General features: G+C 61.7%; 25 protein-coding genes. 7 read left to right on the top strand and 18 right to left on the bottom strand.

Going from position 1 to position 26,289, the window contains the following annotated elements; genetic code table 11:
• The first annotated feature begins 38 nt into the window (after positions 1–38).
• Positions 39–350, top strand: coding sequence for a monooxygenase (locus QZ501_RS05380; RefSeq protein ID WP_295717801.1), 312 nt, complete (start codon positions 39–41; stop codon positions 348–350).
• Positions 351–416: 66 nt separating this feature from the next.
• Here QZ501_RS05380 and QZ501_RS05375 read toward each other — a convergent pair whose 3' ends face one another.
• Complete coding sequence (locus tag QZ501_RS05375; RefSeq protein WP_295717799.1) at positions 417–1,319, bottom strand: LysR family transcriptional regulator; 903 nt, start codon at positions 1,317–1,319, stop codon at positions 417–419.
• 106 nt (positions 1,320–1,425) lie between these two features.
• On the opposite strand from QZ501_RS05375, the gene QZ501_RS05370 reads away from it, so the two are divergent.
• From QZ501_RS05370 to QZ501_RS05355, 4 genes are all read left to right on the top strand, one after another.
• Entirely contained in the window at positions 1,426–2,550 is a 1,125-nt protein-coding gene (locus QZ501_RS05370) for a muconate/chloromuconate family cycloisomerase (protein WP_295717796.1), read from the top strand.
• 12 nt (positions 2,551–2,562) lie between these two features.
• Complete coding sequence (gene catC, locus QZ501_RS05365) at positions 2,563–2,853, top strand: muconolactone Delta-isomerase (RefSeq protein WP_151439131.1); 291 nt, start codon at positions 2,563–2,565, stop codon at positions 2,851–2,853.
• Between the two features lie 62 nt (positions 2,854–2,915).
• Positions 2,916–3,857, top strand: a complete 942-nt coding sequence (gene catA, locus QZ501_RS05360) for a catechol 1,2-dioxygenase (protein WP_295717793.1) — start codon at positions 2,916–2,918, stop codon at positions 3,855–3,857.
• A 43-nt stretch (positions 3,858–3,900) separates the two neighbouring features.
• Positions 3,901–5,763 carry an FAD-dependent monooxygenase gene (locus QZ501_RS05355; RefSeq protein WP_295717791.1) on the top strand — a complete coding sequence of 621 codons (1,863 nt, stop codon included), beginning with the start codon at positions 3,901–3,903 and terminating at the stop codon, positions 5,761–5,763.
• Between the two features lie 229 nt (positions 5,764–5,992).
• Here QZ501_RS05355 and QZ501_RS05350 read toward each other — a convergent pair whose 3' ends face one another.
• The gene (locus QZ501_RS05350; protein ID WP_295717788.1) at positions 5,993–7,048 is read right to left on the bottom strand and encodes a maleylacetate reductase; all 1,056 of its coding nucleotides are present in this window, start codon (positions 7,046–7,048) and stop codon (positions 5,993–5,995) included.
• Positions 7,049–7,285: 237 nt separating this feature from the next.
• Positions 7,286–7,906, bottom strand: a complete 621-nt coding sequence (locus tag QZ501_RS05345; RefSeq protein WP_295717786.1) for a sulfur transferase domain-containing protein — start codon at positions 7,904–7,906, stop codon at positions 7,286–7,288.
• Positions 7,907–8,041: 135 nt separating this feature from the next.
• Here QZ501_RS05345 and QZ501_RS05340 point away from each other — a divergent pair, with 135 nt between their 5' ends.
• Entirely contained in the window at positions 8,042–8,416 is a 375-nt protein-coding gene (locus tag QZ501_RS05340) for a metalloregulator ArsR/SmtB family transcription factor (RefSeq protein WP_202405740.1), read from the top strand.
• Between the two features lie 330 nt (positions 8,417–8,746).
• On the opposite strand, the gene QZ501_RS05335 is transcribed toward QZ501_RS05340, so the two are convergent.
• The 6 genes from QZ501_RS05335 to QZ501_RS05310 form a co-directional block, all read right to left on the bottom strand.
• Positions 8,747–9,835 (bottom strand): NAD(P)-dependent alcohol dehydrogenase, encoded by a 1,089-nt coding sequence (locus tag QZ501_RS05335; protein WP_295717783.1) that lies wholly within the window; start codon positions 9,833–9,835, stop codon positions 8,747–8,749.
• A 73-nt stretch (positions 9,836–9,908) separates the two neighbouring features.
• A complete protein-coding gene (locus QZ501_RS05330) occupies positions 9,909–10,817 on the bottom strand; it encodes a transporter (protein ID WP_295717781.1) in 909 nt (302 codons plus the stop codon).
• A 72-nt stretch (positions 10,818–10,889) separates the two neighbouring features.
• On the bottom strand, positions 10,890–12,359 hold the full coding sequence (locus tag QZ501_RS05325; RefSeq protein ID WP_295717779.1) for an aldehyde dehydrogenase family protein: 1,470 nt from the start codon (positions 12,357–12,359) through the stop codon (positions 10,890–10,892).
• An 18-nt stretch (positions 12,360–12,377) separates the two neighbouring features.
• Positions 12,378–13,925, bottom strand: coding sequence for an FAD-binding oxidoreductase (locus QZ501_RS05320; protein ID WP_151439122.1), 1,548 nt, complete (start codon positions 13,923–13,925; stop codon positions 12,378–12,380).
• 28 nt (positions 13,926–13,953) lie between these two features.
• Positions 13,954–14,493, bottom strand: a complete 540-nt coding sequence (locus QZ501_RS05315) for a twin-arginine translocation signal domain-containing protein (RefSeq protein WP_295717776.1) — start codon at positions 14,491–14,493, stop codon at positions 13,954–13,956.
• Between the two features lie 4 nt (positions 14,494–14,497).
• Positions 14,498–14,875 (bottom strand): cytochrome c, encoded by a 378-nt coding sequence (locus QZ501_RS05310; protein ID WP_295717774.1) that lies wholly within the window; start codon positions 14,873–14,875, stop codon positions 14,498–14,500.
• 308 nt (positions 14,876–15,183) lie between these two features.
• Here QZ501_RS05310 and QZ501_RS05305 point away from each other — a divergent pair, with 308 nt between their 5' ends.
• Complete coding sequence (locus QZ501_RS05305; protein ID WP_295717772.1) at positions 15,184–16,896, top strand: sigma-54-dependent Fis family transcriptional regulator; 1,713 nt, start codon at positions 15,184–15,186, stop codon at positions 16,894–16,896.
• Here the strand turns inward: QZ501_RS05305 and QZ501_RS05300 are convergent.
• The 9 genes from QZ501_RS05300 to QZ501_RS05260 all read right to left on the bottom strand — a co-directional run.
• Positions 16,891–18,858: an FUSC family protein gene (locus QZ501_RS05300; protein ID WP_192497245.1), complete on the bottom strand. Its 1,968-nt coding sequence runs from the start codon at positions 18,856–18,858 to the stop codon at positions 16,891–16,893. The genes QZ501_RS05305 and QZ501_RS05300 overlap by 6 nt on opposite strands.
• A 16-nt stretch (positions 18,859–18,874) precedes the next feature.
• Entirely contained in the window at positions 18,875–19,510 is a 636-nt protein-coding gene (gene pcaG, locus QZ501_RS05295; RefSeq protein ID WP_295717768.1) for a protocatechuate 3,4-dioxygenase subunit alpha, read from the bottom strand.
• A 13-nt stretch (positions 19,511–19,523) separates the two neighbouring features.
• Positions 19,524–20,252, bottom strand: coding sequence for a protocatechuate 3,4-dioxygenase subunit beta (gene pcaH, locus QZ501_RS05290; RefSeq protein ID WP_295717837.1), 729 nt, complete (start codon positions 20,250–20,252; stop codon positions 19,524–19,526).
• Between the two features lie 34 nt (positions 20,253–20,286).
• Positions 20,287–21,471, bottom strand: a complete 1,185-nt coding sequence (locus tag QZ501_RS05285; RefSeq protein ID WP_295717765.1) for an alpha/beta fold hydrolase — start codon at positions 21,469–21,471, stop codon at positions 20,287–20,289.
• Positions 21,472–21,483: 12 nt separating this feature from the next.
• Complete coding sequence (gene pcaF, locus QZ501_RS05280) at positions 21,484–22,686, bottom strand: 3-oxoadipyl-CoA thiolase (protein WP_295717763.1); 1,203 nt, start codon at positions 22,684–22,686, stop codon at positions 21,484–21,486.
• 9 nt (positions 22,687–22,695) lie between these two features.
• Positions 22,696–23,475 (bottom strand): CoA-transferase subunit beta, encoded by a 780-nt coding sequence (locus QZ501_RS05275; RefSeq protein ID WP_151439115.1) that lies wholly within the window; start codon positions 23,473–23,475, stop codon positions 22,696–22,698.
• Complete coding sequence (locus tag QZ501_RS05270; RefSeq protein WP_295717760.1) at positions 23,475–24,305, bottom strand: CoA-transferase; 831 nt, start codon at positions 24,303–24,305, stop codon at positions 23,475–23,477. The genes QZ501_RS05275 and QZ501_RS05270 overlap by 1 nt, the downstream gene beginning before the upstream one ends.
• A 123-nt stretch (positions 24,306–24,428) precedes the next feature.
• The gene (locus QZ501_RS05265; RefSeq protein ID WP_295717758.1) at positions 24,429–25,763 is read right to left on the bottom strand and encodes an adenylosuccinate lyase family protein; all 1,335 of its coding nucleotides are present in this window, start codon (positions 25,761–25,763) and stop codon (positions 24,429–24,431) included.
• A gap of 86 nt (positions 25,764–25,849) precedes the next feature.
• On the bottom strand, positions 25,850–26,289 hold a 440-nt coding region (locus QZ501_RS05260; protein WP_295717756.1), incomplete at its 5' end, for a helix-turn-helix domain-containing protein.

Here is a 26,289-nt window from a genome sequence, read left to right as displayed (position 1 = left end):
CATTAACCGCAGCATCCAGTCATCGGCAGGAGCCTGTAATGAAAACACTGCTACAGATTGACTTCCCGTTCCCGGGCCCTTTTGGTGAGGGCATGACCGACGCCATGAAGGATCTGGCCATCTCTATCGCCGAGGAGCCCGGCCTCATCTGGAAGATATGGACCGAGAACCCGGAAACCAACGAGGCCGGTGGGATCTACCTGTTCCATGATGACGCCAGCGCCCGGGCCTACCTTGAGAAGCACCGGGCCCGGCTCGAGGCGTTCGGCATCACAGAGGTGAACGCCAAGCTGTTCCAGGTCAACGAGGCCCTCACCGCGATTGATGATGGGCCCGTTGGCCCCGCCTAGAGACGGCACATCATCTATTACTCAAGCAGGTTTGGGTGTTTTCTCACAACAACCGGCTTATTTGATTCACGGATCGCGACCAAACAAGCGGTTATCAAAAAAATCATCGAGGATGGTGTTGGTTAGTCGCATGATTGCGCTCGGCGTCTCACCCCGGCGGCGAGACGCGATAACAGGTATCGTAATGTCGTCGTCCGCGAGCGGGACATAGCACACTCCATCCCGATGAAGGCACTGGACTTGTTCGGGAACCAAGGTAAATCCCAATTCGGACGCGACGAGAGACAGTGCGGTCTGCACATCGTTGACCTGTTGGACCACGTTAACGCGCAGGCCTCGACGGTGGAACAGGCCAAGCATCAAATCGGCGAGGTTAGGACCCGGACCGCTGGGAAACGTGAGCATTGGCACTCCGGACAATTCCGCCATGGAGGGCGAACCTTCGGCCAAGGGGTGAGATGCCGGCAGAGCGGCCAACATTGGTTCGTTGGAAAGCACCTCCTGCTCCACGTTCGGATCGTCGATGCGCAGCCTTCCAAATCCGATATCAATCCTTCCGGCCTTGAGCGCCTCCACCTGCTCCCGGGTCTTACTCTCTTCCAGTACGATTTCCAGATTTTGATTACGCCTCAGGCGCCGGACCATCATTGGCAGCTGTCCATAGAACACTGACGGAACAAAACCAATGCCGAAGATGGTCTTGCCATGCTGCGCGATGCGCCGCGCGTCCTCCGTTGCCGCATCGATCCGTCCCAGTATCTGGCGCGCCTGATCGAGGAAATATTGACCCGCCTCGGTCAGAACCAGCCCTCTTGAGTGGCGATGGAACAGCGGTGCTCCAACCTCATCCTCCAGTTGCCGTATCTGTCGTGTCAGCGGTGGCTGCGCGATGAACAGCTTCTCTGATGCCCGCGTCAGGTTCAGCTCCTCCGCCACGACAACGAAATATCTAAGGTGCCTCAGCTCCATCCATACCTCCAAGGTATTCCTTACTACTTAATCAATATTGGTCGGGCAGCTTCAACCATCGTAGCTTGGATGTCAGACATTCTTCAGTTTTGTTGCGGAGTCGCCAATGCAGGCCACCATCCAGTCCATCGAGGCCATACTGGTCGACATCCCGACCATCAGGCCCCACAGGCTGTCCATGACAACCATGGGGCTTCAGACCATGGTGATCGTGCGCGTAACCGATTCGGATGGCTGCCAGGGCCTGGGTGAAGCCACCACCATCGGCGGACTCGCCTACGGCCCGGAAAGCCCTGAGGGGATCAAGCTGACCATTGATCACTACATAACTCCCTGGCTGCTTGGTCAGTCACTGGACAGTATCAATACCTTAAAGGTAAGGCTGGATGCTGTCATCCGTGGCAATCAGCTGGCGCGTTCCGGTGTGGAGACGGCGTTGCTGGACCTGCAGGGGAAGCGGCTCAACCAGCCTCTGTCCGTGCTGCTGGGTGGCGCGGTCCATTCCCATATACCCGTGCTCTGGACTCTCGCCAGCGGGGATACCGAACGCGATATCGATGAAGCGCGGACGCTTCTTGAAAGCGGACGGCATCGCGATTTCAAGCTCAAGATTGGGTCCGGTGCGCTCATGGAGGACGTCCGTCATGTTGCGGCCATCAAGAAGGCTGTCGGTGACCGCGCCAGCATCCGTGTTGATGTGAATCAGGCCTGGGACGAGGCGACAGCAGCGCGCGGCATGGCAGAGCTTCAGGCGGCCGGTGTTGACCTCGTCGAACAGCCGACCTCCAGGCGGCACCCCGCTGTGCTGGTGCGGCTTGCCGAGAAGTTCCAGATCCCGATCCTTGCGGATGAATCCGTGACTGATGGAACCGATCTTTACAACCTTGCCGCTGCCGGTTTCGGCGGCGCCGTGGCCATGAAGATCGGCAAGGCCGGTGGCCCGGCACGGGCCCTGGAGCAGGCTGTGGTGGCCCGCTCGGCCGGCATCGGTCTGTATGGGGGCACGCTGCTCGAGGGCACTATAGGTACGGCCGCCGCCCTGCATGCCTGGTCCACCCTCGAACCACTGCACTGGGGCACGGAGATGTTCGGTCCGTTACTCATGAAGGACGACATCGTCGACCACCCCCTGACCTTCCACGACAACGGCGTGGCCCTTCCCTGCGGTCCCGGACTGGGTGTCGGGATCGATGAGGGCAAACTCAGCGAATACCGGCGCCAGAGCGTCTGAAGGAGCAAAACGATGCTGTTCAAGGTTGAGATGACCGTGAATCTGCCGGCGGATATGCCGGATGCCACCGCCCAGGCCATCAAGGGCCGGGAGAAAGCCTATGCCCAGGAGCTGCAGCAGCAGGGCAAGTGGCGGCACCTGTGGCGGGTGAGTGGCACCTACTCGAACGTGAGCATCTTTGATGTCACGGACAGCCAGGAGCTGCACGAACTGATCAGCGGCCTGCCGCTGTTTCCCTACATGGATATCGAAGTGACGGCGCTTAACCGCCACCCGTCATCCATCCACGAGGACGACCGCTGAGCGCGGCCGTTCCCGGTTAATACCTGTTGCCAGACAACAATAAAAGACGCGAGGAGAAAACCATGTCAGTCAGAACAATGCACACAGACGACGTCAGAGAGCTGCTCCATAAGGTTGCCGGCTTCGATCAGGCGGAGGGCCAGGAGCGGGTCAAACAGATCCTGCACCGGGTGATGCACGACCTTTTTCAGATCGTTGAGGACTTTGATGTCACACCGGAAGAGCTCTGGCGCGCGGTCTATTACGTTGGCGAACTGGGCCAGAGTGGCGAGGCGGCCCTGGTTGCCCCGGGGCTGGGCATTGACCGGTACCTGGATATCCGCATGGATGCCGAGGACGAACAGGCTGGCCGCGATGGGGGGACGCCGCGCACCATTGAGGGGCCGCTCTATGTGGCCGGTGCACCTCTCAAGGATGGCTATGACCGCATGGATGACGGCACCGATACCCAGGCCGAAACCATGATCCTCTCCGGCCAGGTAACCGATGAGAACGGTCAGCCCCTGCCAGGCGCGGTGGTGGATATCTGGCATGCGGACAGCAAGGGAGCCTATTCCTACTTTGATCCCTCCCAGAGTGACTACAACCTGCGCCGGCGCATCCGCACGGACAGTGATGGGCGCTACAAGGTCCGCAGCATTATTCCTTCAGGCTATGGCTGCCCCCCGGATGGCCCCACCCAGAAGCTGCTCAGCCTGGTCGGCCGCCACGGCCAGCGCCCGGCGCATATCCACTTCTTCATTTCCCGGCCCGGGTACAAGCACCTGACGACCCAGATCAACCTGTCGGATGACGATTACACCTACGACGACTTCGCCTTCGCGACCCGCGGTGAACTCGTCCGGGATGCCGTAAGAATCGACGATCCGGAGACAATCCGCGCCAATGGTCTCGAAGTCCCCTACAAGGAAGTGCGCTTCGATGTGCAGCTGGTGGCGACCGAGGACGAATCACTGCAGACCCGCCACGAACGCCCGCGGGCCCAGGAAGAGACCAACAGCTGAATACACGACATAACCAGTACAAAAACAAGTAAGGAGTTTTCCCATGCAGTTTCACGTTTCGGGCTATCAAACCGGCGATCCTCTCACTATGCCGGCTGAGGGTGTGGGGGTTGATCGCCCCCAGGACCTGCCAGAGACTATGGATGTTCTCATCGTGGGCTGTGGGCCTGCTGGCTCAATCGCGGCAGCACAATTGTCACAGTTCCCGCATATCAATACACGCATGATAGAGAAGCGCGGCCACCGCCTGGAATTGGCCAATGCCGACGGCGTCCATTCCCGGACCATGGAGACCTTCCAGGCATTCGGGTTTGCCCATGAAATATATGAGGAAGCACACACCATAACGGACATGGCGTTCTGGAAACCGGATCCTGATGATCCCCGGAACGTCGCTCGTGAGAGCAGTGTCCGGGAGCTTCCAACCAAATTCAGTGAATGGCCCATGATGCTCATCACGCAGGTGCGTATCATTGATCACTTCAACCGTTTCATGAAAAACGCTCCTACTCGAATGGAGCCGGACTACGGTTATGAGTTCGTTGATTTTGAGGTCTCTGAAGATGAGAACGCTGAATATCCAGTCACCGTCACACTCCGCCGATCAGCAGGCCCTGACGAAGGCAGCGAGCTCAAGGTACATACCAAATACGTAGTTGGAGCCGATGGCGCGCGTAGCAATGTTCGCAAGTCATTGGGATACAGGCTCCGTGGCGACCAGGCCAATCAGGCATGGGGTGTCATGGATGTGCTCGCAGATACAGACTTCCCTGATGTGCGCAAGAAATGCACCATTAAAGCCAACAATGGCCATTCCATTCTGCTGATCCCCCGCGAAGGTGGATTCCTCTTCCGCCTTTACGTGAACCTTGGAGAGGTTGCTGAAGGCGATAGTGGAGGCGTCCGGCAAACCCCACTTGAGGATGTGATCGCCAAAGCTCAGGAGATCATGCATCCCTATAAACTGGATGTTAAACACGTGGTATGGAACTCGATCTACGAGGTCAGCCACCGCATCACGGACGATTTCGATGATCGGAGCTCGGATCGAACCGACAGCAACGATCCCCGCATATTCATTACGGGAGACGCATGCCACACCCATTCGGCACAGGCAGGCCAAGGGATGAACGTTTCCATGCAGGACGGCTTCAATCTTGCCTGGAAGCTGGGCCATGTGCTTTCTGGCAACAGCCCCGAGGAACTGTTGCACACCTATGCTGACGAACGCAGGGATGTGGCATACCGCCTCATCGAGTTCGACAAACAGTGGTCCTCTCTCATGGCTGAATCGAACGATCAGCTCCAGGACCCACAGGAAATGGAGAAATTCTACACGCAAACCGCCGAATTCAACGCCGGCTACCTCACGGAATACGAGCCATCGCTGATCACGTCAGATCACCGATACCAAGATCTCGCAGCAGGGTACCCGCTGGGGCGTCGGTTCAAGTCGGCACAGGTAGGTCGGATATGCGACCTTGTACCTCTTCACATCGGCCACCAGCACACGGCTGATGGTCGCTGGCGCGTGTATGTGTTCGCCGATACGCCCGCGCCCGGAGAGTCGCCAGTTCTGAGGAACTGGTCAGAGTGGGCGGAGAAGACTCTGTCTCCTGAGCTTTTCGACCTCAAGCTGATCCATCAGCAAGCCTACACCGACTTCGATATGTCAGATGTACCGTCCGTGTTCAAACCCAAGGTTGGCCATTTCCAGCTGACGGACATGGAGCATGCTTTCGGTATCCTTGAGGATCACGACATCTTCGAAGAGCGCTCAATCTCCAGAAATGGTGCTGTGGTGGTCGTACGTCCAGATCAGTACGTAGCAGGCATCTTCCCTCTGGATGACACAAAGGAGCTGACGTCGTTTCTCAGTGGGGTTTTCCCTGCAATCCATCCTTAAGCATCACCTCTCAATCATGAGACGGTGACGCACCTACGCCCATGATGACCGGAGTCAGGATGGCTCCGGTCATCACTGAAGAAACTGTTTAGGGCCTGAGCCAGGTTATTTCGGCACCATCACAAATATGCGCGCATTGACCGCCTCTGCGGAGCATTCCTCAGTGAAACTGTCGATATAGGCCATGCCGTATTCCTTTAACGTAGTTGTGTTCAGAGGTGCTCCTGGGTCATCCAGGACGGTCTCCACTCCAGGCACACTGCAAAAGCCCACGGATCGCACCGCGTTCCAGTGTGCGCGGATTCCAGTAAGCATTCTTCATTGCCAGGTCTGCAGCCCTGTCCAGATTGGCTTCAGCAAGGCCCAACTCTTTAAGCGCCAGTGGCGCACCAATGGACTCCGCAAAATCGTATAACCCCCCGGCAAGATCATCGCCAAAGAGTTTTGCTGCCGGAGCCAGCACATCTGCCGCCAACCGGGCGTTATAAGCCGTGGTGTGGGGCAGCAGAATGGCGTGGGTTTCAGCGTGGGGAAGACCGAAGCTCCCACCCAGGGTATGACAGAGCTTGTGGTGCAGAGCCATCCCTACCGAGCCCAGCACATTGCCACAAAGCCAAGCCCCGTATAGGGCATTACTACGGGCGTCCACATTGTTAGGCCGGTCAGCGATAATCGGCAGCGCCTCCTTAAGGCTCTGGACTCCTTCCAGGGCCATCAGGGTTGTAATGGGATTACGATCCCTGGCATACAGGCCTTCAATTGCATGGGCCATAGCATTCAGGCCGCTGGTCACACTCGTCGACACCGGTAGATCAACTGTGAGTTCGGGATCGTAGAAGACCGCATCAGGAAGAATGGAAGCGTCTCTGACAGTTGTCTTTACGCCATTTTCAGTCTCGCCCAATATCGGAGTGACTTCGGATCCGGCATAGGTGGTTGCCACTGCTATCTGTACTGCATTGGTCCTATGAGCAACCGCCTTGCCTAACCCTATGGTGGAGCCACCTCCAAACGCGACCAGACAGTCAGCTCCAGTCCTTTCATAGACATCAATCGCCTGCCTGGTAATCTCCAACGGCGTGTGCATCACCGCACCGCTGAATACCCCGCCCGCCAGTTCACCCAGCTGCGCATTGATCAGTCGAGCATTTTCCTCTTGAGAAGGAGTGCAGAGAACCAGTGCACGATTACCGCCCAACCGACGGACTTCATCGGCCACGCTCTTGGAGCTACCTGCCCCGAAAACAATATGTGCGGGATTGGCACTATAGGTGAACGCCTGCATATAAGACCCCATAACCAAGGTAGAGAGGAGCAGGACACAAGCTACGGGGATTTGGGGCCGTCAACCAATATTGATTGGGTACCAAACAATACCCTGGAGGTATGGAGCTCGAAGTGATTCCCCCCAATGCCATCATGCGTCTGACCAATACGATCCTGGAGGAGCTCGTGGAAAACCGCCTTTCAGGCCGTTACCCTGCCCCCCCCTCCGATATTTCGGACCCGCGGTTTGCGACCGCTACTGCGAACCTGCCAGCCCGAGACGTTCACGCACGGCCGGCTCCCGGCTGGTCTTCAGCCCGGCGGCCTTGCCTTCCTCCAGAGCGATCTCGGCGGGCACGCCCATCTGATGGCGATACAGTGCCCACATCGCGCCTACCCGGTTACTGCTGGCGCAGTGCACGAGAATGGGGTAATTGCCCGTCGCGGAGACGATCCCTGCGAACTCTCGCACCTGCTCTTCGGTCGGAGCTTTGCTGGAGACACTGATGCTGTAGAAATTCAGCCCGGCGTCATGGGCGGCTTCACGCTCCGCTTCCAGGCCTTCGCGGGGATTGAGCAGGCTCACAACCGTTTTGAAGCCCATACCCTTCAGCTCCGCCATCGCACCATCGGCCAGCTGGCCACCAGTTCCGATGAACGGCGCCGGGCGGTTATAGTTGCCCACCGCTCGGGTCATTTCGTCACCGTATGGCGCCAAGCCGATATCACGGCTGATATCGAAAGGCAGCCCCCGCTGGGCGGCCTTCTCCGCTACGGATGCCTGATGACGGTCAGCATCGTCTGCCTGGAAATGGGCACAGCCTGTGGCCCCCAGACTGAGAGTGAGCACCAGACCAACGGGCAGTGCTGCTTTCATCACGCGATTCCTGATCATCGTTTCTCTCCTTTCTCTATATTAATAATTTCTAATATAAAGACTGAAGAGCATCCAATGCAAATACAAGAGCCGTTCAACGCAGTATAATTGGGGCCCAAAACCGGGGAGCGACACATGGAACCAGACGACTACGCCAGTACCCTGCAGCAGTTCAGCGACACATCCGCCCTTACGCCGGATGAAATGGCTGAGCACGCGGCCGAGGCGACCCAGGTCCTGAAGTCGATCGCCAACCCCAACCGGTTGATGATTCTGTGCACGCTGACTGAGGGCGAGAAGTCCGTGGGGTCTATCAACAGCAGTGTGCCGCTCAGCCAGTCAGCGCTCTCCCAGCATCTGGCACGTCTCAGGGATGAAAACCTTGTCACCTTCAGGAAGGAGGGACAGTCGGTGCTCTACCGGATCCGCGACCCGAGGATTGTGGCGCTTATGAGCCGCCTGTACGAGCTCTACTGCGCGCCCGATTCAACAGGTCGGGGGGAGGACTGATCACCCGCGCTTTCTCTGCCGCGGCAGTGGCGGGTAACAGACTGGCGCTCCATGATCTCCGTCAGGGGTTTTATCCGGGAATACCGCAATCAGCCTGCCCTGCAGTAAGGGAGAGGGCACACGGAGCAGGTACTGGGCACATCCTTGATGACGGCAACTTCCACCCTGTCAGTAGCGGAATCACCGCTCCTCGCAGAGCAGGAAGCCGCTACCAGTACCAGACCAAGAACCAGAGGGGCGAGCCGCATGAGGACTATCCATGAGAACTGAGGGTTCTGTTCACAGGGTAGACCCCAATACGACAATCTTCCTTCATGATCCGGGCCCGACTCACTCCAGTCGGAGGATCGGCTTGACCGTGGTCCCGTTCTTCGAGTCCTCAAACGCCTGGCTGATCTCACTGAAGCTGTAGAAACGGACCAGCTTATCGAACGGAAAGCGGCCGTCCCGGTAATAATCCACCAGCTGCGGGATGAAGACCCGGGGCACCGAATCCCCCTCGATCACGCCGATCATGGACTTGCCCTCGGCCATCAGGTCCTCGTGCACATTCAGCGTCACGTCCGGTGTTACACCCACGATCGCTGATACCCCGAGCGGACGCAGGGCCTGGAGCGACTGGCGGACCACTGCGGGCACTCCGGTGGTCTCAACAGCGTACTCACTGCCGCCGCCGGAGATCCCGCGGATCCCCTCAACCACGTCGTCCTTTCCACCATTGAGCACGTGGGTCGCGCCCAGCTCACGAGCCAGTTCAAGACGGCTGTCGTGAACATCAACGGCAATGATTTGGTGACACCCGGCAATGGCCGCGGCCATGATTGCGCTCAGGCCAACCGCACCGCAGCCATAGACCACAAGGCTGGTCCCGAACTCCGGCTTGAGACGGTTGAGCACCGTGCCCGCACCGGTCTGGATGCCACAGCCCAGAGGGCCGAGAAGGGCCAGGTCCACATCCTTATCCACCTTCACCGCGTTGTGCGCACTCACCACGGAGTGGGTGGCAAACGAGGACTGCCCGAAAAAGGTTGAGATCGCTTCACCGTCCTTGTGCAGCCGGTGACTGCCATCATCCATGGCACCGCCGAAATTGAGCTCATTGAAGGTCGAGCACACCGTGGGATGACCTGTGAGGCAGCGCCCACACTGGCCACAGTGCGCGAACGACAGAGCAACATGGTCCCCGACCGCCAGATCGGTCACGCCCTCGCCGACCGCATCAACTACCCCGGCACCCTCATGGCCAAGGACAATGGGATAGGGGGAGATGCCCAGATCCCGTGCCACGGCATCCGTGTGGCAAACGCCGGTGGCGACGATCCGAACCCGGATCTCACCCAGGGCGGGCTCCGCCAGCTCCACGGTATCAAGAGCGAAGTCCTCGCTCTGACCCGTTGTTACAGCAGCCTGAATCTGCATCAGTAGCTCCTCATTCCAGTAATCCCGTTGCGGGAACCGGGGCGGGCCACTGGTCCGCCCCATGGGTCCAGTCTTACAGCGCCTTGGTCAATTGCAGCCTCAGGGTATCACCCTGGCTTTCCAGACCATTTTTCACGCCGCCTGCACTGGCATCGTATTCATGGTAATAGGCGGCCTTCAGGTTCAGCCCCAGGGAACGCCAACCGTAACCAACCTCGGCACCCACGGCATGCCGCTCGGCCTTCTCCGTAATGGGGGTACCTTCGTCGGACTCCAGCTGCCAGGCGTTATAGCCCACCAGGCCCAGCTCAACGCCGTTACTGAGACGATGCCCGAAGCCCCACTCAACCAGCCAGCTGTCTCCGGGGGTAACACCGGTATCCTCCTGCTCGCCCTTGGTCTCGTAGCGCGACAGCGCCGAAACATTCCAGCGTTTCGCCTCATCAAAATGCCACATGCCACCCAGGGTGATCATGGTGGTCTGATAGCCCTTGCCGACCGAGGCTGGGTTGTTCTGATCGAAATCAGCGGTATCAAACCACTGCCCGGCCGCGAAGGTGGCATCCCACTGCTTGCCGTGCCAGCCGAGGATGACAGGCCCGAGGAAGATATCCCCCACCCCGTCATCGTCAAAGGTATTACCGCCGGCCACATCAAGCTCAAACTCGTTATCCAGCATGGGAATAATCGCCTCCATGCCGTAATCAGCCCCGAGTACATCCACATCCGTCATCCAGATGAACCGGTGTGCCAGAGCCGTAACGGAGCCGGTGTTACTACCGGGCGCGGCATCGCCGGAGGTGGTGTTGAACTCATCAATGTCGTAATGGAACAGGTAACCGCGGTAATACAGCCCCTCGGGTGGTGTAGCGGTCGCGCCCAGCCCCTCGATGCCCAATGGGTAGTGCCCGTTCAGTGCTGCGGCGGGCATTGCGGTGGTGGCGCCAAGTGCGGCGAGGCAGATTGCTGTAGTCTTTTTCATGGCCTGTTGTCTCTTTTGTTCAGCCTGATGAATCCGGCGCCTGGGAGGCGCCGGTACGTCTCAGAGGAAAATTCAGAACGGATAGTCGCGTGGTGTGTGCTGGACGCTGATCCAGTGGTCGGTGGTGAACTCATCAATGGCCCAGTCACCGTTGAAGCGACCCAGCCCGGAGTTCTTCTCGCCACCAAAAGGCACATGGGGCTCGTCGTTGACCGGCATGTCATTGACGTGAGTCATACCCGCCTGGATGCCCTGAGCGAACCGTACGCCGCGCTCAAGGTCACCACTGAATACCGCGCTGGAAAGGCCGTACTCAGTATCATTGGCAAGCTCCAGCGCATGGGCCTCATCACGTGCTTTCTGGATCCCGACCAGGGGACCGAAGATCTCCTCCCGACTGATGTCCATGTCCGGTGTCACGTCACCGAAAACATGCGGTGGCACCAGCTGGCCATGGATCTCGCCATCGAGAAGCACGGTCGCACCCTCCTTCCGGGCGGTGGCGATCTTCTCTTCAAGACCCTCGCGCTGCTTCGGATTGATCACCGGACCCACCGCGGTAGCAATGTCACCGGGATCACCCACCTGCAGCGTTTTCACTTTGGCGACAAACCGCTCGACAAAGTCGTCATAGACGCTCTGGTCGACAATGATGCGGTTGATGGCCATGCAGATCTGGCCCTGGTGAAGGAACTTGCCGGTGACCGCAGCACTGACGGCCTGGTCCACATCCGCGTCGTCCAGAACGACGAAGGGGCTGTTGCCGCCCAGTTCCAGCGCCACATTCTTGATGAACTGACCGCCGCTGGCGGCGCGGCCGATGCCCCGGCCCACTTCCGTGGAGCCAGTGAATGAAATCAATCGGGGGACCCGGTGCTCAACAAAGGCATCACCGATTTCGCTGCCGGCACCGACCACCACATTGAACACACCAGCGGGAACGCCGGCTTCCTCAAGGATCTTGCCGATCAACAGCCCACCGGTGACCGGTGTATCACCCGCCGGCTTCACGACCACCGCGTTGCCAAGGGCAAGCGCTGGCGCGATTGAACGCTGGGAAAGGTGGAGCGGAAAGTTCCAGGGGCTTATGACGCCCACCACGCCCAGTGGCCCGCGATACACCCGGTTCTCCTTACCGGGAATATCCGATGGCTGGGTGGTCCCGTGGACACGGAACGGCATACCGGCTGCCTCCTGGGTGATGCCACGGGCGGAACTCCACTCGATGGTGGCCTTGAGGCGTGTGCTGCCGGACTCGCGGATCAGCCAGTCAATGATCTCCTCCTGGCGTTCATCAAAGATCTCCACCGCCCGCTTGAGCACGGCGCTGCGTTCGGAGGGGCCGCGCGCAGCCCACTCCACCTGTGCCTTCTCGGCAGCACTGAAGGCTCTATCCAGATCGGCGCGATCAGCCAGCCCGATCGACAGCAATGTGTCGCCACTGTAAGGGTTGTTCACCTCGACGCTGCGCTGACTGCTGCCCTCAGACCACTCGCCGGCGATGAACTGGCGTTCGAAACCCGTATAGGTATTACTCATCATTACCCTCCTCAGCTGGGGTTACTGCCGGATCCCCGACTTACCAGGCGACAGAATCCCCTTCGGATCCAGTGCGTTCTTCAGCGTTTTGTGTACTTCACGCAGTGGCTCACCGAAGGTGCCAGCTACTTTCTCCATGAACTCGGTGTTGGTCCGATAGAGGCCGTAGCCGCGCTTGGAGAACTCATCGATGAGCTCAGAGAAGCAGTCATGCGCCCGCTGGGTCTCCTCCGGGTCCTGGCGGTTGTAGAGCAGGTCGATGACGTGGTGCATCTCCCGCCAGCCAACGATGTACTCAGCCACATAGTCAAACCCGTACTTGTCCAGAATCGACAGAGCCAACTGGGTCTGGTCGGCCGTTTCGCTGCCCTTGGCCTGGGACACCGGCGCGAACCACATCGAACCACCGCCACCACGCCAGTTGTAGAGGCCGAACTCTTCCAGGTTCATCTCGCCCTTCATCAGCTCTGAGCGGTAACGGAAGCCACCGCCGCGCTGCTCGGCCTCCTCGCCGTACATGATCTTGGCCTTGCCGCTCTTGCCAAAGGCCTGCTCGACAATCTTCCAGTTAACCTCGATCTGCTCCGGTGTGCCGTAGAGCGCAGCATAGACGTTCCACTCACCGATGCCCTCATCCTGCTTGATCGCTTCAAGCGCCTCGCGGGAGATGGAGCCATCACCGGTGTAGTAGTTCTTGCGCTCAACGTGGGTACCCGCATCCCATAGGGTATGTACAATCACCACAGCGTTCGGAATGATCTGGGAGATACGCAGCGGGCGCAGGGTTTCAACGATTTCGTCCAGGTCTTCGAGATCCGGGTACTGGATCACGAACGGCCGGTACGCCGGCGGCTCAGGCATGAGCCAGAGACCCATCTTGGTGACGATGCCGTAGTTGGACTGGGTGAACAGCCCATCGATGTAGGGGCCATAACCCCACTTGAACACCTGCCAGGAGCTGGAGTTCTCGATTCCGCCCATACCGGTGCGGACCTTCTCGCCATTGGCAAGCACCACCTCCATGCCGCACTGGAACATGAAGTGGTCACCATAGGGGGTGTAGCCCACCCCCCGGTCCAGGGTGTTGCCCACGGGGCCGGCGATCGCTGACGGCGCCGGCGGGTCCAGCATCAGGCGGTAGCCCTTCTCCTGGATGTAGTCGTAAAGCTGCTGGTAGGTGACGCCCGGCTCGATCAGGGCGGTGCAGACTTCCGGATCCACATCGATGATCCGGTTCATCCGCTTCATATCAAGAATGACCTGGCCGGTCTCGCCTGGTGCGGCAGAACCATAGCCGAGGTTCTTGCCCGTGCCAATCGTCCAGATGGGAATGGTGTACTCGTTGCAGAGGCGGGCGATTTCCTGCACTTCCTCGGTGGTGCCCGGCATCACGGCCGCTGACGGGATGTAGTCCTCGTCCGCGCCTGCCATCATGATCTTGGTGTAGGGGGCCAGTGCATCGCTTTCGGTCAGGACATTGTCAGCGCCCAGGGCCTCGCGCAGGCCTGCCAGGGCCCTGTCAAAGTCCGCCTCGGATACGCCTTTGGGAAGAATTCGCTGCGTACTCATGGTTCATCTCTCTTTATTGTGATTGGGCTCAGACCCGGACCAGAAAACTCAGTTCGCGGGTACCCGCTGTGCCGGCTTCGCGGAGGTTATGGTCCCGGCGTCCGGATGGCGGGTTCTGCGCCAGGCGGGCGTATTCGCGGCCCAGCGCCGTCTGCCAGCTGCTGTCCGCCTGTGCGAGGCTGTCGACAACGGCCCCGCGCTGGCTCACCAACTGGTGACCGTCCGCGCCGTGACGACCAAGCGCCAGAATCCGACCGCGACCCACCAGCTGGCTGGTCAGCAGAGCCATTCCCGCCTCGTCGGTAAAGCCGGCAGCCAGAGTTCCCCTGGGCAGATCCGCCAGCACCAGCGGGTCAAAGCGCCCCGCTTCCACGGGCCGCCAGCCGGCGCCACGGAGCCCGCGGGCCAGCTCCGAGCTGGAGCGGTCACTGCCAAAAACCCGGATCTCACCGTTGCTTGCCAGGCCCTCCGCCATGGCCTGCCCAACCCAGCCAGTGCTCAGTGACACCGGCACGGCGGCTCCCAGTGCAGCACCATTGCGGAGAAGCTGTCTGCGCGTCATGGTCATGGCTCTACTCCCCATCCTGTTGCGCGAACTCACCGCGTGCCAGTGCCTCGGCAAGCGCCTTCAGCTCCGGATCGCTGATTTCGGACTTGCGGAAGGCGGGCATGGCGGCATTGCCATGGCGCACCATGGTCCGGATAAAGGAGGCGCGCCCTTCCCTTGATGACTTGGGTACCTTCTGGGTGATGACCGGACCGACTCCCATGGCAGGGTCATGGCAGTGAGCACAGACCTGGTCGTAAACCTCGGCCGGCTCGCGCGGCTCGGAAGCCATGGCAGCGGTTGCTGAGAACACCGCGGTGAGCGCGGCGCCGCTGATCAGGGCAAGGCGTAGCGGCCTCATCCTGGAAATGGATCGCAGTGGTGCGGTTGTTGTGTTCTTCATAGCGTTGTCACCCGTCATTTCGCCAGGGGCATGTGATCGGCTTGTCCACGCAGTGCGGCACCGGCCTGAACGCTCCGGAAGGCAGGCACTGCGCATCCCCTGAGGGGAATACAACCTCCATGCCACAAAACTGAAACAGTCCGTTGTGCGGTAACTTGGCTATGACCTCACCCTATTATGGTACGCTTTACGAACATATGTTCGTTTTCATGATCAATGATATGATCAACACTTAACGAAATGATCAAATCCCTGTGATCAGCAGCGCCGTGGTAGGCTTTCACACTTCACCAACGCACCGGAGTTCTATGCGTCTCTCATCCTCCGACTATCCCAGTGCCCGGGACCTGATGGATGCCCTGCGCTTTCTTCCCGAGCAGGGCCAGGTCTGGCTGGGCGAGCAGCGCATGCTGGTCATGCCGGTTGCGGCATCCAGTTTCTTCCGTAATGAACTGATCAAGACACTGGGCGTGGAGCGCGCGAAGGGGCTGTTCATGCGCCTCGGCTATTACTCCGGGAGCATGGACGCGGAACTGAGTGAGTCCCTCAGGGGGCAGACACTGAGTCTGGAGGAACAGTTCTTCGCGGGGCCGCAGCTGCATGCGCTCAAGGGGCACGTCAGGGCGGTACCGGTCAACCTCGAGCTGGATCTGGCCAACGACCGTTTCTACAGCGAGTTCATCTGGGAAGGCTCCTTCGAGGCGGATGCCGCGCGCCAGCGGGGCATCCAGGACGAGCCGGCCTGCTGGACACTGCTGGGCTATGCCTCGGGCTACGCCACCCAGCTTCTGGGGCGTGAAGTCCAGTACCGGGAGGTTGCCTGCCGGGCCTGTGGTCACGATGAATGCCACATCGTGGGCCGCCTCGCCGGGGAGTGGTCCGACTACCAGGCATTCGCGGATATGCTGCGCGAAGCCCCTCTGATCGACGAGCTCTATGAACTCCAGGACCGGATCGCGACCCTGGAAAGCAACCTGGCGCGCAGCCATGACCAGGAGAGCTGGGGCCCGATCGGCACCGCTCCGGCCTTCCGTGAGATGCTGTCCATGCTCGACAGTGCGGCACCCTCCGAGGTGCCGGTGCTGCTGCTTGGCGAGACCGGCACCGGCAAGGAGATCCTGGCCCGGCGCCTGCACGACCACAGCCCGCGGGCAGATGGCCCCTTTGTGGCCATGAACTGTGCCGCCATACCGCCGGAACTGATCGAGTCCGAGCTTTTCGGTGTCGAGAAGGGCGCCTTCACGGGCGCGAACCAGTCACGCATGGGGCGGTTTGAGCGGGCCAACGGTGGCACCCTGTTCCTGGATGAGCTCGCGGAACTCCCACCGCGTGCCCAGGCCGCTCTGCTGCGCACGCTGCAGGAACACCAGATTGAACGGGTGGGCGGCGAGAGCGTGCGCAACGTGAATGTGCGCATTGTTGCGGCCACGCATACCGACCTGCCCGATCGTGTCGCCCAGGGCCAGTTCCGGGAGGACCTGTTCTACCGGCTCAATGCCTTCACCGTCACAGTGCCCCCACTGCGCGAGCGGGTGGACGACATCCTGCCATTGGCACAGCACTTCCTCCAGCAGGCCGAACAGCATTACCAGCGCCGCACCCAGGGATTCTCGGACCAGGCCCGCTCAACCATGCAGCAGTACCACTGGCCCGGTAATGTCCGCGAGTTGAAGAACACCATCGAGCGGGGGGTCATACTCACCGCCGACTCCAAGCACATCACCGAGAAAACCCTGTTCGGAGCCTACCGTGTTCCCACGGTCGAACGGGACCACGCACAGGGACTGGATAACGCCGGCATGCTGACCGGCGGTGACAGCACCGCAACACCCGAGCCAACCGCGGAAGAGCGTATCCAGCCCCTGCTCGACGCCGGCATGACGCTGGAAGAGGTGGAACAGAAACTCATTGAGACCGCGCACGCCGAAGCCAACGGCAACGTCACGGCAGCGGCCCGGCGCCTGGGGATGACCCGGGCAGCCTATGCCTACCGGCTTAAGAAATACGGGATTCGTTCATGAGGCAGGCAACGCCTCCGCCGGGTCCGCCTCACTGACGAAGAAGGCCTGATGGCGCTGGAGCTCCCGTGCCGCGTGGCGCGTCAGCCGGGCCAGCTCCAGGTGCTGGCGCCGCTCCAGCGTATCCGCCAGGCGCTCAAGCGCCCTTGCCGCCTGCCGCGGATGGGTCTGCAGATCCCCTACCCGGCGCAACACCGCCTCCACACGCCTGGCAGTCCCAGGGTCCACATCCGCACTCAGCCGATACTGCTGCAGTGCCTGAAGAGCCTGCCCCAGGATCAGGGCGGCGAGACTGCCATCCAGGAACTGGTGGGTGGGTAAGCCACGCAGGTGGGCCCAGTACAGCAGGCGCATGACCCGGTGGTAGAAGCGGGCCTGCCAGAAGCGCAATCCCTCCCGGCTGTCCTTACCCGCGAGCGCCACCAGTTCGCGGGTCATCATCCGGTGCAGCTGCTGCTGTCGACGGCGTGCGTCTGTCGGGTAGATCGTGCGGAATGCCAGAAGCGCGAGCAATGGCCCGGCCACAACCGCCAGTGCCTTGGTCAGGGACTCCGCGAAGGTCGCGGTCAGCGGCAGATCCGGCTGGGACAGCAGCAGGAAGATCATCACCACATCCATGGATCCACTCTGGGTCCTGCGATGGGAGAATGGGATCACCGTTAACAGGATGAACGGCAGCATCGACAGAACCAGGACCCACTCGTACCCCGCCAGCGGCCAGACCAGTGCCTGCAGCACTACCGCGCAAGTGCCACCCACCGACTGCCAGGCGAAGATGCGCCGCATGATCCAGGCAGGGTTCTCGAAGGTCGAAAACAGGGTCACCTTGACCGAGGTCCCCAGCATCACATAGGCGCCCGCGGACCACCCCGAGGCAATCCAGCACAGCCCCACAATCAGAAGCACACCGGTGGTGCGCAGCATCACCTGGCGCACATGGATCCAGTCGCGGTGGCGGATGATGTGGCGCCGGTCATTCTCCAGGCGGATTCGGCCAGTATCCCGGAAATACTGGCGCTCCCTGAGCGCATGGGCGAGCCGGCCCAGTGCGTCGGCCAGAGCCGGCGTGGTGTCCGTAGCAAGGTCACTGGCGCGCTGGACCGCCGCCGCCACTTCAGCCGGTGGCGCCCCGCGGTCCATGGCGACCGCCGCCTCACGCACGGCATCCCGGGTCTGCGGACCCGGCAGGCGCGACAGACGACCGCGTCTGAGCCACAGAAGAATCGCGATCAGCGCCGAGAGAATGGCCCGCTGGGAGCGCGCCGAATGCGAGGCTTTCCGGAGGCCGATTGCCACGGTTTCCAGCTTCACCTCAAGGGAGGCGATCCCGACCGCCAGTTTGTTCGGATCCCGGGGTTCGTCGTCATAGATGCCGTCCAGGCGGGCAACGAGCTGATGCAGGACCCCGGAGGTCAGGCGCCGGCCGCGCATGATCAGTTCACTGCTGGAGGCCTTGGGCGTGAACACCAGCCCCACCAGCATGGCCATTACAACGCCGAGCAGAACGGTCAGGAGCCGGTCGATGCCCAGCTCTGTGACACTCATGGAGGCGGACATCCCCAGCAGCGCAACCATTGCGGCCGAATAGCCGGAAAGCAGGGTTGCGTAGGAGAGCAGGCTGTAGAGGGCATTGCCGACGGCGGCGCAGAGGCCCACCCACAGGGAAAGACCCACCACCAGCCAGATCAGGTGATCGCCGGCGGCCATCAGCAGCACCAGCCCCACGCCCGTGCCAATCACCGTTCCGAGCATCCGGTAGAGGCTCTTGGCTATCAGCTGCTGGCGCAGGGGCTGGGAGGCGGCCCATACCGTCATGGCGGACCACTGGGGATGCTCCAGCCCCAGGATCCACGCCAGGGCCAGAGCAAGGCAGGCGGTGAGTGCAGTCTGCAGACCGAACCGCAGACGCTCAACGTCAAATCCCTTGCCGGCAAACCAGTCCGGCAGGCTCCGTGGGCTGGTCATGCTGTATCGGCCACCATCAGAAGTCGAAGAAAACGGTTTCTCCATCACCCTGCAAACGGATATCAAAACGGTAGCGTACCCGATCGCCATCACCCGCTTCCCGCGAGGCGATCAGCGTCTGGCGCCGTGTCGGGGATTCAATCCGGCTCAGGACCGGACAGTGCGCGTTGGCGTCCCTCTCGTCATCGAAGTAGAGGCGCGTCTGCAGATGCACGTTAACGCCACGCGCGAAGATGGACAGGTTGATGTGCGGTGCCATGGGCTGACCACTGGCATGGGCAACCGGCCCGGGCTTGATGGTCTGGAGGGACCATTCACTGCTGCCCTCAAAGGTGGTCGCCGTGCGCCCAAAGCTGTTGAAGGCGTTGCGCAGATCGAAGAACGGCTGATAGACCCCTTTCGCATCCGCCTGCCAGGCCTCGATCAGCGCATCGCGCACCAGATCGCCATTGCCGTCGATGACGGTGCCCACGACTTCAATCGGCTCGCCTTCAGCCTCCGGCCCGGCCATGCGGTTCCAGATCTCCTCATCGCGGGCGGGGAGCCCGGCCACGGATGGGGCAAGGCCGATGTGGACATAGGGACCCGCGGTCTGTGACGCCGTCTCCCGCAGAATCAGCTCGCTGGTGGACTGGGTGTTGGGCTGTTGCATGCGTTTCCCTCCCTCACTGATTCTCAAAATAGGTCTGAAGCCTACCCCGCACCACCAGATCAAACCGGTAGGCCAGGCAGTCCATGGGCTTGCTGTGCGCCATATCCAGGCGTCCGATCATGGTCTCAACCGCGTCCGGATCGTTGACCGTGTTGACGATCGGGCAGCGGGGGATCAGGGGATCGCCCTCGAAGTACATCTGCGTGATCAGCCGGGTCGAAATGGACGGCCCCATTACGGAGACATGGATATGCGCCGGACGCCAGCTGTTGGGATCGTTCGGCCAGGGATAGGGCCCAGGCTTGATGGTGCGGAAGCGGTACCAGCCCTGCTCATCCGTCAGGGTCCGGCCCACACCGCCGAAGTTCGGATCCAGCGGTGCCAGATAGTTGTCATTGCGATGCCGGTAGCGGCCGCCGGCGTTCGCCTGCCACATCTCAACCAGTGTATTGGGTACAGGCTTGCCGAACTGGTCGATCACGCGGCCGAACATGATGATGCGCTCACCCACCGGCAGCGCCTGGCCCTGGGTGAAGTTCAGGAGCAGATCATTGTCGTAGCGGCCAATGCGCAGCCCGCTGAAATCCGGGCCGCCGATCTCGGAAACACTCGGGCTCTGCATACTGACCAGCGACTGCTGGGGAGACCGCGCCACCGAGGTCTTGTACCCGGGTGCGTAGGCCGGCGGGTGCCAGTTGCGGTCGCGCTCCACAAAGCGCGTTTTCTCATCGTGCATTGTCATCATCCTCAAACGTTGTGTCTGACGGTCTCCGGGATCACTCGCCCCAGCCCAGTTCCTTCGCCATGGCAAAGGCATGATTGGCCGCGGGCACCCCACCGTAGACCGCTACATGCATCAGAACCTGGCGCATCTCCGCCTCGGTGATGCCGATGCGTTTCGCGGTCTTCAGATGCAGCTCCAGCTCCTCACGCCCCAGGGCGGCCAGGATGCCGGTGGTGATCAGGCTGCGCTCTCGGCGCCCAAGATCCTCATTGCCCCACAGCTCGCCCCAGGCAAGGCGGGTGATCATCTGCTGGAAGGGGGCATCGAGACTGTTCATGTTCTGGGTGGAGCGGGCCACGTGCTCCTCACCCAGCACCTGCTTGCGGGTTTCCTGGCCGGTGGCGTAGTCAACGCCGTTCGCGCCCACATCCCCACGCTCGACCGCCAGAACCTTCACCAGCTTCTCTGCGAAGAGCCGGGGAACCTCGACGGAAGGCACGTGCCCGACGCCTTGCAGGATCTCCAGGGGAGCCCCATTAAGCTCACCCGCGAGGGTTTCCAGGGTCGCGGAGGGCGTTGCCTGGTCTTCGGTGCCCCCGAAAAGGCAGACCTTCGGTGCCGCGGCATCGGAAGCCACGCCCTTGAACTGCCCCATGAACGAGGCACGCCCCAGCAGCTCGCAGAGCTGGGCGTAGGATTCATCGTCGCCACGCCCCATCTGGACACACCACCCCGCTTCCAGTCCGGGCTCCGCCTCAAATGCCGATGGCGCGAACCAGCGGGGCACGATGTCGGCGGCCGCCGCGGCCAGACCCTCGGTGCGCACCCGCTGGGCGCGCGTGTTCCAGAGTTCTGCATTACCGATGACCGCACCGGTGTTGGTCAGAGTGGCTGAAAGAAGCCGGTCATTGTGGGCGGCGATCAGCTGCTGACCCACCACGCCCCCGATGGAGGTGCCCACGAAATGGAAACGGCCAGCACCTGCATGATCCACCAGCGCCAGTGCCTCGGCGGCCAGATCCTGCGGTGTGACCTGATCGCCGCGCACAGAATCACTGGCACCGTGGCCGGGCAGGTCCCAGGTCAGCACCCGGTAACGGGGCAGCAGCATGGGCAGGATGTCGTCCCACACTGCCTGGGTCATACCCAGCGGGTGCGCCAGCACCACCAAGGGGTTCGCCTCCGCACCGAGCAGGCGATACGCCACGCTGCGGCCATTGTGAGAAAGAAACGCCATGGAAGCCTCCGTTTATGCCCGCTCAATCAGTGTCGCGATGCCCTGCCCAACGCCAATGCACATGGTGCACAGTGCGTAGCGCTTGCCGGTGTTCTGCAGTTCATGCATGGCGGTCACCAGCAGGCGGGTGCCGGACATCCCCAGTGGATGACCCAGGGCGATGGCGCCACCATTCGGGTTGACCCTGGGGTCGTCGTCCGCCAGGCCGAGATCGCGCATGCACGCCAGCGACTGGGAAGCGAACGCCTCATTGAGCTCGATGACGTCGATGTCATCCAGGCTCATGCCGGTGCGCGCCAGCAGCTTCTTCACCGCCGGTACCGGCCCATAGCCCATGATGCGCGGTTCGACCCCGGCTGTCGCCATGCCGATGACCCGGGCCATGGGTTTGAGACCGTGTGCATTAACGGCCTGCTCACCGGCGACCAGCATCGCGCCGGCACCGTCCTTCACGCCGGAGGCATTACCGGCGGTCACGGTCCCACCCTCACGGAAGGGGGTGGGCAGGGCCGCCAGCTTCTCCAGGCTGGTTTCGCGCAGGTGTTCGTCCTGATCAAAGATCAGCGGGTCCTGCTTGCGACGGGGCACCTCGATGGGGGTGATCTCCTGCCCCAGCCGCCCTGACTGCTGGGCGCTGGCGGCCTTCTGTTGGGAGCGCAGGGCAAAGGCGTCCTGATCCTCCCGGGCGATGCCGAATTCCTCGGCCACGTTCTCGGCCGTCTCGGGCATGGAGTCGATGCCGAAGTCGCGCTTCATGACCGGATTGACGAAGCGCCAGCCGATGGTTGTGTCCTCGATCTGCTGCCCGCGCGCAAATGCGCTTTCGGCCTTGCCCATCACATAGGGCGCGCGGGACATGGACTCCACGCCACCAGCCAGTGCCACGCCCATTTCGCCGGCGCGGATGGCGCGGAAGGCGGTGCCCACGGAATCCATACCGGATCCGCAGAGGCGGTTCATGGTTGTTCCGGGTACCGATGTCGGCAGGCCGGCCAGCAGCGACGCCATACGCGCCACATTACGGTTATCCTCGCCCGCCTGGTTGGAGCAGCCCATGAAGACATCATCGATAGCCGCGGGCTCGAGCCCGGGCGCCTGCTCCAGCACAGCCCTGAAAATAGTGGCGGCAACATCATCCGGGCGCACACTCGCCAGGGTCCCGCCGAAACGACCGACCGCCGTGCGGCGCGGATGACACAGATAAACATTTTCCATGATGCCTCCCTATTCCTGCTGACCGGAGTGGGCCCGTTCCGTACGCGCCTTGAGCTCGCGCAGGATCGACAGTTCATTCTCATCGGGCACCGGCGTGGTTTCCAGCTGCTCCGCGAACCGGATCTCCCAGCCGGTGGCCTCAACAACGTCCTCCCGGGTCACGCCGGGGTGCAGAGACACCACTACCAGCTCCCGGGTCTCTGCGTCCGGCTTCATCACGCACAGGTCCGTGATCACACGGCTCGGGCCACGGCCGATGTTCGGGACACCGTCGCGCGCCTTGCCATCACGACCAAAGCCAACCGTGGTGATGAAATCCACGTCCTTCACGAACGCCCGCTTCGAGTGCTTGAGGGTGATGAAGACCTCCCCGGCACTGGTTGCGATCTCCGGGGCACCACCGCCGCCCGGAAGGCGAACCTTGGGTTCCCTGTAGTCGCCGATCAGCGTGGTGTTGAGGTTGGCGAAGCGATCAATCTGTGCCGTGCCCAGGAAGCCCACATCGACCTTGCCGCCCTGGAGCCAGTACCGGAACATCTCCGGAACCGCCACCGTGGTCAGCGCGGAATCACTGAGCTCGCCGTCGCCGATCGACAAGGGCAGGATGTCGGGTTTTGTCTGCAGGGTGCCGGATTCGTAGATCAGCACCACGTCCGGGGCATGGGTCAGCCGGGCCAGATTGGCCGCCTCTGAAGGGAGACCAATGCCGACAAAGCAGGTTGTGCCGTTCTCCAGCGCGCGGGCCGCCGTTACCGTCATCATTTCAGAGTTGGTGTACTCGGAACCCATCAGACTTGACCTCCCGCGCTTTCGGCGCTGTTCAGCACATGATCGTTGAGCCACTGGGTGAAGGTGTCACGGTCGCGGGCGATTTCATCCCACTTCTTGTAGAAGCGGTTATCGCGCTCGTAATAGCCGTGAGTGTAAGAGGGCAGCGCCCCCTTCTCCGCAACCGCAATGGCATCGATGGCCCAGCTGGGGAGCACGCATGCATTCGGGTGTGTATCCAGCTCACCGACGATCTCCTCAACCGTGATGATGCTCTGACTCGCCGCCAGCACCGCCTCCTTCTGGACCCCGACAATGCCTTCGATGAGGACATTGCCGTGACGGTCCGCCTTCTGGGCATGAACGATGGAAGTATCCGGACGGACGGAGGGCACGGCAGCCAGCCGCTCACCGGTAAACGGGCACTCGATGAACCGGATCTGCTCGTTCACGCTCGGCAGTTCACTGCCGATGTAACCGCGCAACACCGCCATCGGCAGGCCGGCCGCGCCAGCTTCAAAGGCACAGGCCATGGCGGCGTGGCTGTGTTCCAGAATCTCAACCGGATGCGGCCAGCCCTTTTCCACGGCATCGCGCAGGCGATGCAGTGAGCCGACCCCGGGGTTGCCGCCCCAGGAAAAGATCACTTTCCGGGCGCAGCCGGCGCCAATGAGCTGATCATAGATCAGGTCCGGCGTCATCCGGATCAGGGTAAGGTCCCGCTTTTTCTGCCGGATGACCTCATGGCCCGCGGCGAAGGGGATCAGGTGGGTGAAGCCTTCCATGGCCACGGTGGAACCGTCCTGAACGTAGCGCGCCACCGCGTCATGAAGGCTGAGAAACTCGGCCATGGTGGATGCCTCTTCTGACTTGTTGGGACTCGCAGACTATAAGTTCGCTCAACGAACATATATTCTTTATACGAACAAATTACTCCCGAACACCCTGCCAAGTCAAATGGCCGAAAAAGACCCTCAGCGCGCTGGAGCCGTGAGCCACTGCCTGGCCCGCTCAATCTGGGCGCTGCTGCTCCCGGTATAGGCTGCGGGATCACAGGCGGTGTGCAGTTCCTCTGCGGGCACTTGGCCCGCAACACGGGGATGCGCCGCAAGGACCTCCGCATAGGGACGCGACTCCCTGCGGGCGGTTTCCGCGGCCTCGGCGCTCACGGCCCTGGCCGCCTCCGCGCCCAGAGCGGGGGTAAGCAGGCGGGCAACCGGTTCAGCCATGATGCCGCCCCCGGTCACCGCAAGGTTGCGCCGCATGGCCTCCGGGTGAACCTCCAGGCCTTCCAGAAGCGGCACCAGCTGCTCCAGGGCACCCTCCACAAGCAGAGCGCTTTCCATCAACGGCGCCCACTCCGCGTGCCACTCACCGAGCCCCCGCTCGAGCGGCTGGGCTGCGGCGTTCATCAGGGTGCCGGCGTGGCCATGGACCTGACGCGCGGCACTGCGGATCAGGGCGCTGCGTACCGGGTTACGCTTGTGCGGCATGGAGGAGGACTCCCCCATGCCTGGGGCGGCCGGTTCCGCGACCTCACCAATCTCGGTCTGGGTGAGAAGCGCCACATCAAGCGCCACCTTCTCGGCCGCACCGGCAACGGCGTCCAGAGCGGTGCCCAGCGCGTGGATGGGGTAACGATCGGTATGCCAGGGCATCACCGGAGCGCTCAACCCAAGCTGTCGGGCCATGGCATCCATCAAACCAAGCCCTGTGCTGTCCCAGCCTGAATGCACACCGACCGCACCTCCGAACTGCACCGGCAGTTCAACAGCCATCAGCCGGCGACGGCACTGCTCCAGCCCGACGGCCCAATGGGCCACTTTCACACCAAAGGTGATCGGCAGTGCCTGCTGCATCAGGGTACGGCCGACCATGGGCGTTGCCGCGTGCCGTTCCATCAACGTCAGAGCCGCACTGCCGCAGCGCTGCAGCAGCCCGTCCACCGCCCTTAGCCGGGGCACCATCAGGCGCATCAGCGCGCTGTCCACCAGGTCCTGGCTTGTAGCGCCCTGGTGCCAGTAGCACCTGAGCTCCTGTGGCAGAAGCGCCCGGCCCTGCTTCACAAACGGGATGGCCGCATTGCCGCCATTGAGGGTTTCCCGGGCAATACCGGCAAGATCGAAATCCGCCCCTTCCAGATGTTCCCTGAGCTGGTCCGCCACGCCGACGGGAAACGCACCCGCGTCCTCCTGGGCACGGGTCAGCGCCAGCTCCACTTCCAGCATGGCCGAGACCATGGCCTGATCATCACACTCACTGAGCGCGCTCTGCCCCATGAAGGGGTGTTTCAGGAAAGACGCCGTCATTGCAAACCTCCCGGGCGGCGGATGTGTCTGGACAGACTTATAGCGTACATTTGTTCGGATTGCGGATGCCATCCCCCGGGCAGGAATCAGGCTGGCAGCGAACGCTGACGCTGACGGAAATCACGGGGCGCATACCCGGTCAGGCGCTTGAAGAAACGGGTAAAATACGCAGGCTCCGAGAACCCCAGGCTCTCAGCGACCTGCCCGATGCCCATGTTGGTGTAGGTGAGCTGGCGCTTGGCCTCCAGCAGCAGCCGCTCATGCAGGAGCTCCAGGGCACTGCGCCCCACCAGCCGCCGGCACAGCAGGTTCAGGTGCGCCCCGGTCAGCCCCAGTTGGCCCGCAAAAGCCTCCACGCTTGGCTGTTGCCGGAACTGGCCCTCGATCAGCGCCTGGTAGTTGTGAATGTGTTCCTCGGCGCGATCCGATGGCCCGGAATGGACCGATCCCCGCGGCGCCTGTGTCTCCATCAGGCGGCAGGCCTCCACGGTCAGCGCTGACGCCAACGACTCCAGAATCAGCTCCC

The organism is uncultured Halovibrio sp. (assembly GCF_913056445.1).
In the GTDB taxonomy this organism is placed as follows: domain Bacteria; phylum Pseudomonadota; class Gammaproteobacteria; order Pseudomonadales; family Oleiphilaceae; genus Halospina; species Halospina utahensis_B.
This window is presented reverse-complemented; position numbering and strand designations above follow the sequence as displayed.

Bases quoted from the DNA above. Each gene is read 5' to 3' on its own strand.
- QZ501_RS05380 (WP_295717801.1), top strand. From the start codon at position 39: ATGAAAACACTGCTACAGATTGACTTCCCGTTCCCGGGCCCTTTTGGT.
- QZ501_RS05375 (WP_295717799.1), bottom strand. From the start codon at position 1,319: ATGGAGCTGAGGCACCTTAGATATTTCGTTGTCGTGGCGGAGGAGCTG.
- QZ501_RS05370 (WP_295717796.1), top strand. From the start codon at position 1,426: ATGCAGGCCACCATCCAGTCCATCGAGGCCATACTGGTCGACATCCCG.
- catC (WP_151439131.1), top strand. From the start codon at position 2,563: ATGCTGTTCAAGGTTGAGATGACCGTGAATCTGCCGGCGGATATGCCG.
- catA (WP_295717793.1), top strand. From the start codon at position 2,916: ATGTCAGTCAGAACAATGCACACAGACGACGTCAGAGAGCTGCTCCAT.
- QZ501_RS05355 (WP_295717791.1), top strand. From the start codon at position 3,901: ATGCAGTTTCACGTTTCGGGCTATCAAACCGGCGATCCTCTCACTATG.
- QZ501_RS05350 (WP_295717788.1), bottom strand. From the start codon at position 7,048: ATGCAGGCGTTCACCTATAGTGCCAATCCCGCACATATTGTTTTCGGG.
- QZ501_RS05345 (WP_295717786.1), bottom strand. From the start codon at position 7,906: ATGAAAGCAGCACTGCCCGTTGGTCTGGTGCTCACTCTCAGTCTGGGG.
- QZ501_RS05340 (WP_202405740.1), top strand. From the start codon at position 8,042: ATGGAACCAGACGACTACGCCAGTACCCTGCAGCAGTTCAGCGACACA.
- QZ501_RS05335 (WP_295717783.1), bottom strand. From the start codon at position 9,835: ATGCAGATTCAGGCTGCTGTAACAACGGGTCAGAGCGAGGACTTCGCT.
- QZ501_RS05330 (WP_295717781.1), bottom strand. From the start codon at position 10,817: ATGAAAAAGACTACAGCAATCTGCCTCGCCGCACTTGGCGCCACCACC.
- QZ501_RS05325 (WP_295717779.1), bottom strand. From the start codon at position 12,359: ATGATGAGTAATACCTATACGGGTTTCGAACGCCAGTTCATCGCCGGC.
- QZ501_RS05320 (WP_151439122.1), bottom strand. From the start codon at position 13,925: ATGAGTACGCAGCGAATTCTTCCCAAAGGCGTATCCGAGGCGGACTTT.
- QZ501_RS05315 (WP_295717776.1), bottom strand. From the start codon at position 14,493: ATGACCATGACGCGCAGACAGCTTCTCCGCAATGGTGCTGCACTGGGA.
- QZ501_RS05310 (WP_295717774.1), bottom strand. From the start codon at position 14,875: ATGAAGAACACAACAACCGCACCACTGCGATCCATTTCCAGGATGAGG.
- QZ501_RS05305 (WP_295717772.1), top strand. From the start codon at position 15,184: ATGCGTCTCTCATCCTCCGACTATCCCAGTGCCCGGGACCTGATGGAT.
- QZ501_RS05300 (WP_192497245.1), bottom strand. From the start codon at position 18,858: ATGACCAGCCCACGGAGCCTGCCGGACTGGTTTGCCGGCAAGGGATTT.
- pcaG (WP_295717768.1), bottom strand. From the start codon at position 19,510: ATGCAACAGCCCAACACCCAGTCCACCAGCGAGCTGATTCTGCGGGAG.
- pcaH (WP_295717837.1), bottom strand. From the start codon at position 20,252: ATGACAATGCACGATGAGAAAACGCGCTTTGTGGAGCGCGACCGCAAC.
- QZ501_RS05285 (WP_295717765.1), bottom strand. From the start codon at position 21,471: ATGGCGTTTCTTTCTCACAATGGCCGCAGCGTGGCGTATCGCCTGCTC.
- pcaF (WP_295717763.1), bottom strand. From the start codon at position 22,686: ATGGAAAATGTTTATCTGTGTCATCCGCGCCGCACGGCGGTCGGTCGT.
- QZ501_RS05275 (WP_151439115.1), bottom strand. From the start codon at position 23,475: ATGGGTTCCGAGTACACCAACTCTGAAATGATGACGGTAACGGCGGCC.
- QZ501_RS05270 (WP_295717760.1), bottom strand. From the start codon at position 24,305: ATGGCCGAGTTTCTCAGCCTTCATGACGCGGTGGCGCGCTACGTTCAG.
- QZ501_RS05265 (WP_295717758.1), bottom strand. From the start codon at position 25,763: ATGACGGCGTCTTTCCTGAAACACCCCTTCATGGGGCAGAGCGCGCTC.